General features: G+C 39.6%; 7 protein-coding genes. 3 read left to right on the forward strand and 4 right to left on the reverse strand.

Annotated elements, in window-relative coordinates:
- Positions 1-57 precede the first annotated feature (57 nt).
- Positions 58-1,527: a polysaccharide lyase 6 family protein gene (locus BIT28_RS21065; RefSeq protein WP_075766906.1), complete on the reverse strand. Its 1,470-nt coding sequence runs from the start codon at positions 1,525-1,527 to the stop codon at positions 58-60.
- A gap of 319 nt (positions 1,528-1,846) precedes the next feature.
- Between BIT28_RS21065 and BIT28_RS21070 the strand changes: the two genes are divergently transcribed.
- Positions 1,847-2,545, forward strand: coding sequence for a GDSL-type esterase/lipase family protein (locus BIT28_RS21070; RefSeq protein ID WP_075766907.1), 699 nt, complete (start codon positions 1,847-1,849; stop codon positions 2,543-2,545).
- Positions 2,546-2,781: 236 nt separating this feature from the next.
- Here the strand turns inward: BIT28_RS21070 and BIT28_RS21075 are convergent, their stop codons facing one another.
- The 3 genes from BIT28_RS21075 to BIT28_RS21085 form a co-directional block, all read right to left on the reverse strand.
- The gene (locus BIT28_RS21075; protein WP_083652029.1) at positions 2,782-4,314 is read right to left on the reverse strand and encodes a sulfatase family protein; all 1,533 of its coding nucleotides are present in this window, start codon (positions 4,312-4,314) and stop codon (positions 2,782-2,784) included.
- A 33-nt stretch (positions 4,315-4,347) separates the two neighbouring features.
- Entirely contained in the window at positions 4,348-5,070 is a 723-nt protein-coding gene (locus tag BIT28_RS21080) for a DUF6250 domain-containing protein (protein WP_075766908.1), read from the reverse strand.
- Positions 5,071-5,478: 408 nt separating this feature from the next.
- On the reverse strand, positions 5,479-6,975 hold the full coding sequence (locus BIT28_RS21085; RefSeq protein ID WP_075766909.1) for an OprD family porin: 1,497 nt from the start codon (positions 6,973-6,975) through the stop codon (positions 5,479-5,481).
- Positions 6,976-7,270: 295 nt separating this feature from the next.
- Between BIT28_RS21085 and BIT28_RS21090 the strand changes: the two genes are divergently transcribed.
- Together BIT28_RS21090 and BIT28_RS21095 are read left to right on the forward strand one after the other, a co-directional pair.
- Entirely contained in the window at positions 7,271-8,542 is a 1,272-nt protein-coding gene (locus BIT28_RS21090) for an autotransporter outer membrane beta-barrel domain-containing protein (RefSeq protein ID WP_083652031.1), read from the forward strand.
- A 28-nt stretch (positions 8,543-8,570) separates the two neighbouring features.
- Positions 8,571-11,696, forward strand: coding sequence for a chondroitinase family polysaccharide lyase (locus tag BIT28_RS21095; protein WP_175577578.1), 3,126 nt, complete (start codon positions 8,571-8,573; stop codon positions 11,694-11,696).
- Positions 11,697-11,706 lie beyond the last annotated feature (10 nt).

Raw genomic sequence — 11,706 nt, forward strand, 5'->3', positions numbered from 1 at the left:
AAAAGAAAGAGCCTTAAAAGATTTGATATAAGGCTCTTTATGATGGTTTGTAATTTGCTACCAGTTTACGCCAACATCTTCTTTAGTTAGAGGAGGAAGGGGCTTGCCTTGAGCATCTTTAATTTCAGAGAAACCTGCGTTAGTAACATTTTCTAATCTCTGTTTTAGAGGGGAATACTCATTCCAATCGCTTTCAAAAAGTTTCATCTTATTTATATAATCAGTTAAAGGTGTGGACTTAAATGACTCTTTGTTTTCAGGTAATGATAAACGACCCTTCTGAGTAAATATGATGTCTTTTTCTTGCAACCCTTTATAGGATTGTTTAGATTTCATACCAGAAATGTAATTATTGTCTAAAATGTTATTATTATTTTCTTTGATAATATTGATAGCAGATTTGGCATTAGACAAAATGTTATTAATGATATAAATGTTCTCTGGAAGGGTACTTCTATTCTTCTTATCCTTTAGTGAATATTGGCTACCAATGACAATAGAACTGGATTTTGATTGCACAGTAGTATTGTTAACAAGAAAAACATTTTTTGTTTTAGGGAAATGAAACGGATTTAAGCCACGATCGGCTCTTTTTTGATCAAATTTTGAGCTAGAGGCACCAAATGAAATGGTACCAAAATCCTTTTTCTTTTTAGATGGTGCCATATTATAAAAGTAGTTGTTAAAAACTAAGTGATCTTCACCTCTTACAAATAAGCCATTTTCTTTTGCAGCACCACTCCCTAAAAAGTAATTATCAATAACAACATTACGCTTGCCCTGACGTAAACTTAAGTGTCCTTTGGAATTAAGAAATGTATTGTTTCTGAATATGTTTTCACTACTTTTTATGGAAACAACTTCAGACTCACCGTTTTCATTGTCGAATAAATTAAACTCAAAAATATTTCTTGCGTTATAGTCATGCATACTTCCATGACCGACTCGTGATGCTGAGCCACCATTGCCACCAAGTAGTGGACGCGTAAAATAGTTATATGACACCTTATGATAACTTGGTGTCGATGAATCAACATCTATATTAATATAGCTTCCTTTTGTTTTTTTTCCTGAAAAACTATTGTGATCAATTAAGGAGTGTGTACCTTCCAGTTTTATCCAAATGCCTTTACTGTCATCAAAACTATCAAAGTTGTTATTGGAGATTCGATTACCCTTTCCTCTGACTGTAATTAAATCAGAATCATAATCACGATTACCATCAACGAAATTTATACCTGATAAGGTAAAATAATCACCAGTAAGCATAATATTCACATCACCAGTAAATGAAACCTTTCCTGGATTTTTTGATGTTAACGTTAATTGCTTTTTACTGCTGCAAACTTTATTTGCTTTAAATTGAACATCTTTATAAATACCATCATTTATATATATGGTATCACCGCATTTTGCGCGCTTTAAGCTTTTAAATAGGTCTGCTTTATTCGTAGCTTGTAAGTCACTAGCATGTGATAAGCCACTAAAAATAATAAGCATTGATATCGGTAGTAGTTTTATCTTCATTCGTATGCCTTATACAATTACAGTCAATCAATATTCACAATCTTACGTCTTGGTCACTTCGAAATCAAATGAAAGCTCATTGCAAAAAAAGCTTATTTTTGAGTAAGTGATTGATTTTTAGGTGTTTAATGTGTTTTTGTTCATTGTGTTTAATCTTGGATTTGTGATCTTTGTATGTATGAGTGAGTTTTCATTTGATTTCATTTTGTGTTCTGGTATCTTTACAGTTATGCAAGACATATCATTACACAATGATAATTTATTTTTTAATAATTTAAGAACCGTTAGAACTATCTGAATTGTCATGATAAGAGGCTCAATGATGAAAAAAGTAATACTGTTATTACTGGTTTTGTGTTCATTTTTATATGGTGCCGCTACAGTAGAGTACCGCCTATTACCATATGGGATTATTAAAGGCATAGTGAGTAAAAAAGCTGAAATGAATTCAAAAACAATTAAGTATAAATATAAAAAGTCTTTTTTTGAACAAGAATATGTAGATGACTTTGACGTAGTATTCATCGGTGATAGCATTACAGGTTGGGCACATTGGAATGAGCTATTTCCAACATTATTAACTGCAAACAGAGGTATAGGTGGTGATACTACTGATGGGGTTATAGATAGAATTGATAGCATTGTTAATACTAAGGCGAAGAAAGCTTTTATCATGATAGGAATAAATGATATTCTAAATGGAAAAGAAATAAGCTTTATTGTTACGAATTATAAAATAATAATCGAATCTTTATTAGAATCTGGTATGGACGTATATGTTCAATCTACTCTTATTACGCAACGTAGAGATGTTAACCTTAAGGTTAGAGAGCTTAATCTTATATTACGTTCTCTTTCTAAACAGTTAGGTGTGAAGTACTTTGATATAAATTTGGGATTATCTAATGAAGGTGTCTTATCTCCAAAATATACGATTGATGGCATTCATCTAAACGGAGCTGGTTACACTAAGTGGAAAAAAAAGATTGAAAGCTATGTTAACTTTTCTTATAAATGATTGACGGTAGTAAGCGGTTCCAGTTCTGAGAGGGGTAAATGGGAGAGGGGTAAATGGAAGCGGCTTCTTACGTTGAATAGCCTGATCGAACTGCCTGGTATCATAAGTGCCATCACCTGATATCGATATTATCTTACGATAAGTTTGGTTGAGTAATGCTGTCATGATTTTTTGTTTCACTTGTGAGAAGAAAAACCTCATCATTACGATGAGGTTTTTTATTAGAATATTTCTTGTTAAGTATGTGAACCTGCTGCTTTTGCTTCTAGATAAGCGTCAATTGCGCATGCACCTTCATGGTTAGTATAACCCGGTTCATGATCGCGCCATTCTTCGTCCACATATACCGCCAACGCCTTGAATGGATCGACCCATTGCTGAGTGTACGTAGCAAATGCTTTACGGTAATGATCGAGCAATGCTTTTGCTGTCGGATCTGAAGCTAGGTTTCGAGTTTCACCCGGGTCGTTGACTATATCAAATAGCTCCTCACCACCTTCTTGGTACACGGTATATTTGTGCGTTTTGGTTCTATACATCCGTGCTGGTTCAATCGTCATTTCACGGCTGGTATACCACTGGCTGACAACGGCATCACGCCAATCTGCTGGGGTTTCACCTGTGAGTAAAGGCAATACGCTGCGGCCATATAATCCATCTGGAACTTCTATGTTCGCATAATCACATAGTGTTGGCACCAAATCACAAAGAGAAACGAGTTCATCATTTTGTTTGCCTACAGGTATTCCCGGCCCGGCAAGTACAAACGGAACGTTTGTTGTCTCTTCATAGAAATAATTGAATTTCGTCACCAGGCGGTGGCTACCCATACCATCACCGTGATCACTAAAGAAAACGACTAAGGTATTATCAGCGGCATCTGATTGTTGCAGTGCGTTAAGTACTTTACTTATCGAATCATCACCCATTTTGGTGTAATGGTAGTAAGCGGCCAGATATTGGCGGTAGTTAAGTTCATTCCAATGCGCCGCTTGATGCATTCGGTGGTGGGTACAGCACATGTACTGTATAGCCGGTGGACGGTCTGTTATTTCATCTTGGTTTTCGAAATTATCTCGAAGTGGCGGCAATGGGCCGATACCCGGGATATCGTTATGGGGGCCAGCGAAAGCACCTACCCAGCCACATATATTATGTGGGTTGTTGAAATCTACAGCCATAATAAATGGCTTGTCATGCTTTTTAGCCAGGTACTCAACACTTTTTTGTTCAGCATAAACATCTTCGCGCGAGTCGTAATTAACAGGGAAGGCGGCTGGAGCCTCAAGATCGATTTCGACTTGTTCGCTACAGTCAAAGCCTTTAAGAGAGCCGAAATCATGGCGCTTACCAAAGTGTACTGCTTCATAACCAGCTTCACTGAATAGCTCACCAAGAGTGGTCATTGTTTCAGGTATATCCGGACTGTTATTACCATGCACACCATTTTGATGCGGTAAGCGTCCTGTCCAAAATGATGCACGAGAAGGACCACATAACGGGTATGCACAGTAGGCGGAATTGAAACGTGTACCCTTACGGATTAATTGGTCAATGGAGGGTGTCTGTACGTCTTTATTTCCATAACCACCAACAGCATGGCGGGATAGCTGATCTGCAGTAATGATTAGTATATTCTTTGGTTTTTCGTTTGTGCGCTGTTTTGTGTTAGATAGCGAGCTCGAATTGCTTGCAATTGCTGATGCGGCTGTTGTTGTCGCTGCAGCTCCGGCAATACTTTTGATAAAGTTTCGTCTTGATATTGACATGGCTTTTCTTAGCGTCCTTTTATCTGTTGCTGATTAATCAAGGGAGTAGACTTTGAAGTCATCGACGCGAAGGTGGCTTTTCCAGGTTCTGAAGCCAAATTTTCCGGATTTAAACTGACTCTTGTCTTTGATTTCATAAAGCTGCTTATCGTTAGCAAATACTAAAATCTTGTCATCAAGGTTTACGATTTTGATATTTGTGTGTTTGTTAGGTGTATTCATGAACGCTTTTTCGCTGACATCATATTCAGGTAGCAACGGGCGGGTGCCGTCCCCCGGATAGCGGCGGAATCGTGTGGTACTGTTATTGTTGGCCCCATAGCCGATATAGTACAAGCGCATTGGATCATACTTGCGCATATCTCCACCTCGCCAAGCTGACTTTTTAAAGAAGTCGCTGCTACCGGGTTCTTGTGCCATCCAGAAAAAATTGAAGTCAGTTCCACGGTCGTTAGGGCCACCGTTGACTACAACCGCACCGTTGAATTCAATAACTGAAGGGGTTTGAATGTCTTCCTTGAACCAGATGGTGACACCTGCACTATCATCAATATCAAGCTCTTGGTTAATAAGAGAGACTTGAGTCTTATCCGTTTTTTCTATTACCCATTGGTCAAAGTCTTGGCTAAAGTCATCGCTATATAGCAATGTGCCCTTATCATGAATTAACACCTGAGGATCAATGGATGTTTGGGCCTGGGCAATACCTGCACAGGTCATTATAGCTAGAAGTGTTAGTGTTTTTATCGACTTCATCGTTGTCATGCTCTTGATTTATAATGAAAATTAGTCTGTAACAAGAAGGTTGCCTTGACGTTTAAGACTCAGTTTTAGCTGCTAACCATAGTCGAGATATTACCTCTTCTGCTTTTTTCGCTCATGGTTGTATGTCTATTTAACGACAGGATAAGTCTATTTGTATCTGATCATGAGCAGTTAAATCTTGTTATGTCGAAGTTAAACTCAACAACAAGGATAGCTTTCATTGTCTTTCGTATCGTAACTTTACGAAGGTTGTATGGCTAGTGTCTAGATCACAAAAAGTGAATGAAAGTTACGGCTAGCCGTGTGAGTGACGAATGAAAAAAAGGGGGCGGGTTATCTTGAAGATTGTTGATAGTAGGGCAACTGATGGTAATCAATTGCCCCGTATTGCTAATGACTTTAAAGAGTAAAGTTATAACCTACAATTAACTTAATTGTTGTCTTATCTGCTTTGTTTTGAGGGTCATCTTGACTCAGACTAGCAACAGTGGCATCAGGACGATAGAAAACGTGTTTATAGTTGACATACCAGTCTTCAAACATGCCTGATTTAGGTTCATAATTAACTTTGATGACGTGTTCATATTCCTTACCATAGTCTAAGCCACCGGTTAGTTTACTTTTGGCAATAGAATCACTCCAGTTGTAAATATAACGAATATCTAGGCCTGGCATATCAAAGTTTCGAAAATCATATATTGCAGCAACCGACATAGCTTCTTGGCCGTCACGACGGAAACCAGCATAGCCACCGCCAACAGTTGTTTTCATATAGCCTTTAGCATTTCCGAATCCATAACTAAAACTACCTAATTTACTTTCATTCTCAAGTGGGGCGTGGGTTTTCATATAACCATATTGCACTTTCCACGCATCATGTTCGAGTGCTAAGATATAGCCAATATTGGATGCATATTGATCAAAACTAACCATACCGGCTTCGCGGTCAATATCCCATAAGTGACCTGCTGAATGATTATAATAGTATTGGCCAAATGCATAAATATTAGTTTGTGTCCCAACGGGAACTCTTACCCAGGCATTTGTCATATAGCGGCGTAAGTAATCCTTGGCTTCACCATAGGCAATTTGAAATCCTGCGTCATCACCTATTGTTCTTTTTACATCAGCTGTATACAGGTAGTCATAAGTAATACTAGGCTCGATATCATAATAATCGGTTTTTCCTTCTAAATTACCCATGTCGCTTCCATTACCAGCCATAAAGCCAGTTACAAAAGCTCCTCGAATCCGGTAATCTTGATATTTTTGTCTTACCATGAAACCACGGTAGCTTGATAGTAACGCATCATTCTCATCAGCTGTTGAGATTAAGCCAGCAGTATAGAAGCCATCACCAATCCACATCCCCCCTTTTTTCCAGCTAAGTTGAACGTTAGCAACAGGGAGTTTGCCATAATTATTAAATCCCTTACATTTGTATGAACCCGTATTAGGTTCGTTGCCTGACCAACTACAATCAGTGCTCTGTAATATTTTTTCACCACCATACCAGTTATGAGTATCTCCTGGATATGATGTATCAAGTTCAAACACATAATTGTAACCTAGGTTGACTCCAGCCCTAATAGGAGACTTGGCAATCCGGACTTTCCCTGTACTGTAAAATAAGCCTGCAGATTGTGCCCATTCATGTTGCGTGTCAAATCTTTCTATATCTAGGTTTTTATCTCTAAAGTATTTATCAGTCGATTTAAAGTAGTTAACTAATGATATTGAAATCTTACTTTTTGATGTCAGGGCATTATAAGTTTTGCTGAGGGGAGAAGCATGGCCTACAGCAGGTAGTGCTGTAAGGCTAGCTAAAATTGCGCAAAGTAAGACCTTTTTTTTAGTGCTATGACCGCAAGTCATATTGCCAGACAAAGGGAACATTCTCTTCTACTCCATGTTCATAATAAACATCAATCCACACTGACAAGCAATACTGTCAAATGCTGTTCAAACATAATTTCAACTAATATACCACCATCTTTCGTTTTCTTTCGTGCATTGCATCACGAAAACAAAAACAAGATAAAATCAGAAAAACAAAATGAAGATCACTGAAAAAGCAAAACAATACGCATACTATGAAAGTTAACGAAAGCTTCGGCGTCATAGTATGCGATGTGCACTACTTTGATTGAGGCTAAACGTATTGCAATGAAATGTAGAAGAGGAAAAGGCAATGGCAATAACTAAGGTAAGGCAACAAATGAACAGGTCAGTATTAACAGTTGCTATTGCTGCTGTGATTTCATTTGGTGCCGGTGCTGGCAATGCAAGAGCAGCTGAGCTCAATGTAGCAGATCGTGCTGTCGCTGGAGGAGCCGATGCAACTGAATCATATGTCATTCGTAGATTACAAGAGCAAGCAGAGGCTGATAATAACATTGAATTACTGGATCTTTTGGCTTCAGCTTCAACGGATGCAGAAGCGGCACAGTTAGCTGCTGAACTGACACCTGATCGTAGTGGTGCAAATATCTACGGGGTTATTCAGGCGCAAGATTTGTTTACTAATGCCTTGAGCGTTCGAATAACTGATTATTTACTAGGCAACTCGGCTAGGAATTCTGTTTGGGTAAGTTTTTTGTCATCAGACTACAAAGAGCCTATAAATACCCAGGGAACGAATCGTTATGATGGGGTTGACTCAACTGCTAACGGTTTTGCTGTTGGGTATGAAAAAATGTTCTCAGAGGCAACAACGCTTGGTGTTGCTATAAGCCAACAGAAAGTAAAAGCTACTAGCCGATTATATAAAAATGAAACAGATATAGACTCTTACCAGGCCGCTATTTATGGCATGGTTGCGTTATCTGATTTGTATTTCAGTGGGCGAGGTGTCGTGGGTTGGAATGCGAATACAAGTAGCCGAACAATTGGTTCAACGACTGGCTATGATGAGCATACTGATGCCTTCGCTATGTTCAATAGTCAAAATATTGCATTAGAGCTTGATGTTATTTACCCATTATATTGGCAAGATTTTACTTTATTGCCAACTTTATCGACTGACTATACATGGGTGAAAGTAGAAGATTATGCCGAGAATTATGTTCGTACTTTTACTAAAAAAGGTGATGTTGACTTGTCGTCTGGCTCTCCGGCAGCCTTGGCCTATGATACACAGCACTATCAAGAACTTAACCTTGGTATGGGAGTGGAATTAGCCCATAGTTACTCTTTTGATTATGGTGTTATTCAAACTCGTCTTGGTGCAAGTGCCAGTTTTGAAGTGCTAGATGATGAGCTTACGAAAACTGCTCGCCTGGCTAGTGGTGGAGAAAGCTTCACTGTCGGAGTGAAAGAGCGTGAAGATACACGTTATCAGGCTCATGCGACTCTTCTCTGGGAAACGAATGGGAGTGTTGCTTGGAGCCTTAGTGTGGAAAGGGAGTGGGATGCACAAGCTGAAAATATGATGGTATACGGAAGAGCTCTATATGCATTTTAAGTGTGCCAATCGCAAAAGTGGTTATTATATGAATAATAAAAAAATAACGAATTTGGCATTATTAATTGCAACTACAGTGGTTAGTGGTTGTAGCCAAAGTGAAGAAACTCAACCGATTGAAACGCTTGATATGTCTTCGTATCAGCAACCTGGTGGGGTGATGTATTTCTTTGAGAATGGAATGCCCAGCACCGTTTCCGCGTCTTCCGACAGCGCACTATCATTATCAAGCTCTCATTTTAAGGATGGTAAAACAAGCTTAGCGTGGGGATATAAAGCCGGTTCTACTCTGACATTTTCCCAGCCTGTTGGTTACAGGCCCTTTGTTGCCAATGATACCGATCAGTCTCAAAGTACATTCTCTGCCTGGATTTATAACCCGCAAGCTAGGGATGCGCAGCTTACATTTGAGTTTGGAACCGACGGTAAAGCTCAAGTGTCGTTTGATATAAACATGGACTTCAAAGGGTGGCGTCATCTACTCATTCCATTTAAAGACATGGATGGTTATCCAAGCGAAAAAATGGATTATATGCAGCTATCTGCACCGAAAAGTGTCAACTCTGGAAAAATTTTTCTAGATCAGGTGATGCTAAGTATTCCTGCTGATCCTCGTTGGCCAACACGAGATAATATTGTTCCTTATATCAATATCGCTTCAGATACTGCACCAAATCGTCACTGGTTATCACTATATCGTTATCAGACTCTTTTAGATAAGGCTCAGCAGACAGTTAAAGTGCAGTCTGTTGATCATGACTCGATCATTGCCATTAATACGAAGCTTGAAAGTTTTGTATTGCAAGATGATAAAAAAACACCAGATGTTCAAAAACTTTACAAAAAGTATGATTTATACAAGTTAACAGAAAATAGTGGGGTGGTAACAGGTAAACCTCTAAGCAATAAGAACCGGTTGAAAATCTTTCAAAATAAAGGTGTTAATAAGGGGTTACTTAATCAAGAAGGATTTGAAACTGTTTTCAGTGGTACTGAAATTCGTAAATACGGCGAGTATATGCTGGAACTGGCAAAAGCCATTCGCAGCGATGATATCTCAGATCAAGACAAGCAAACGTTATCTGAGATGTATATACAGCTAACTCGCTATGCCTTTGATCAAGGGTATACCGCCGGCAGCGGGCTGGGAACATCACACCATATGGGATATAGCTTTCGTTCATTGTTCCAGGCGCACTTCCTAACCCGGGACTTACTCAAGCGCGAAGAGCTATTGGATGATGTGAGTAATATGATGTCATGGTTTTCTCTTACTGGACGAATCTATCGTCCAGTATCAGAGATGACCAATCTAAATGCTGATATTTTGAATACTCAGCTGCGGGGTATGCTTTACAGTATATTAATGCAGCCGAACGAGAGTATTCAGGCCCAGCACCTACAGCAATTCACCTTCTGGTTATCCCGTTCGATCACTACTTCTCATGGTTTAGGAGGTGGCTTTAAACCTGATGGATCAATTTTCCACCATGCCCAGCATTATCCTGCTTATGGAAAAGGGGCACTCAAAGGGCTGACTCCGGTTGTAAACGCGTTGAGCCGTACCCAGTATGCTGTGTCGCCTGACGCTCACAGTATGCTAAAAAAAGTTGTTGCAATGACAGCTGTCTATAGTAATGACTCATTAACGTTGGCATCAATTAATGGCCGCCATCCTGTTGAGAAGCAAGGTATTGATCTTTTACCATTTATGCATATGGCAATGGCAGGATCTCCTGATGGCAAAGAATTGATTGATGCGGAAATGGCGGGTACGTATTTACGCCTATCGAAGAAAAAAAATATCTTTGTTCGTTACTTGAAGTCGCAAGGCTTTATGGCAACTCCGGCACCGACCGGACATTGGTCTATGAGTTATGCCAATCTGTCAATTCAGCGCCGTGATGGTTGGGTTGCGGCGGTACGTGGATTTAGCCGTTATCTTGTCGGTAATGAGACCTATGCCAATGCAAACCGATATGGTCGCTATATCAACTACGGGCAATTGGAAATCATGGGGCCTGATGGCAAAGAGAGGGCGTTTAGTCATGATGGTTGGAACTGGAACCGCTGGCCAGGCACGACTGCAGTACAACTTCCCTTTGATGAGCTAAAAGGCAAGTTGCGTAATGTGGATGCCTTTAGCGGGCTGGAAGAAATGTTATTCTCGGAGCAAACCTATTCAGGTTCACTAAGTCACCAGAATAACGGTATGTTTGCGATGAAACTTCAAGGGCATCCTAAATATGATGCATCATTTGGAGCCAACAAGTCCGTATTCTTCTTCGACAATCGTATTGTTTCTTTAGGTACCAATATTCATACCCGTGAAGATCGTTTTGCTACGCAGACAACGCTTTTCCAAAGCACTTTACGCGATCCGAATGATGTCGTGATGGTTGGTGAAAAGCCTGTCGCTGTTGCTGATGAGTTGGAAATTGGCAGTAACGAGAAAGCTTCAGTGCTGGTGGACCCACAAAACAATGCCTATTTTGTACCAGCCGGTGAAGCAATTCGCGTCAGTGCCGGTGTGCAGCGTTCTGTGAATCAGAAAAATAGTAAGCCTACCCAGGGGCGTTTTGCCACAGCGGTACTTGATCATGGAAAGGCGCCGACAGATGGTCGTTATGAATATGCCATTCTAGTCGATAGCTCAAAGGATCAGGTTAAACAATTTGCATATGAGATGAATAGTAAGCGTCAGCCATATGTCGTGATGCAGCAAGATAACAGCGGGCATATTGTTTGGGACCGAAAGTCTAATACAACGGCATACGCATTATTTGAACCGTCTTTGGGGATTGATAATGCCCTTATTGAAGCTGTAGATGCACCAGCAATGCTGATGGCAACACCTGATAATAACCGATTAAGCTTATCTGTTGTAAACCCTGACTTGAACCTTTATCAAGGCATAGACTTTAGCCAATATGACGATAAAGGTGTGCAAAAAGAAGTCAGTATTTATTCTCGCAAATGGAAAGATAATCCGTCTAAACCCGTTACGACGAATATTACTTTGAAAGGCAAGTGGAAGGCCTTTAACAGTTTACCTGCAGGTGTCAGCCTTGTAGTTCAAAGTGATGGTAATACCTTACTAACTGTTATTTCAGTAGATGCTCAAGGTGTTGATATTGATCTTCATAGGGCTTAATTATAATCAC

The organism is Photobacterium proteolyticum, assembly GCF_001939735.1.
Classification (GTDB): domain Bacteria; phylum Pseudomonadota; class Gammaproteobacteria; order Enterobacterales; family Vibrionaceae; genus Photobacterium; species Photobacterium proteolyticum.

Coding starts and splice junctions, on each gene's coding strand:
- BIT28_RS21075 (WP_083652029.1), bottom strand. CDS start 4,314: ATGTCAATATCAAGACGAAACTTTATCAAAAGTATTGCCGGAGCTGCA.
- BIT28_RS21095 (WP_175577578.1), top strand. CDS start 8,571: ATGAATAATAAAAAAATAACGAATTTGGCATTATTAATTGCAACTACA.
- BIT28_RS21070 (WP_075766907.1), top strand. CDS start 1,847: ATGATGAAAAAAGTAATACTGTTATTACTGGTTTTGTGTTCATTTTTA.
- BIT28_RS21085 (WP_075766909.1), bottom strand. CDS start 6,975: ATGTTCCCTTTGTCTGGCAATATGACTTGCGGTCATAGCACTAAAAAA.
- BIT28_RS21080 (WP_075766908.1), bottom strand. CDS start 5,070: ATGAAGTCGATAAAAACACTAACACTTCTAGCTATAATGACCTGTGCA.
- BIT28_RS21065 (WP_075766906.1), bottom strand. CDS start 1,527: ATGAAGATAAAACTACTACCGATATCAATGCTTATTATTTTTAGTGGC.
- BIT28_RS21090 (WP_083652031.1), top strand. CDS start 7,271: ATGGCAATAACTAAGGTAAGGCAACAAATGAACAGGTCAGTATTAACA.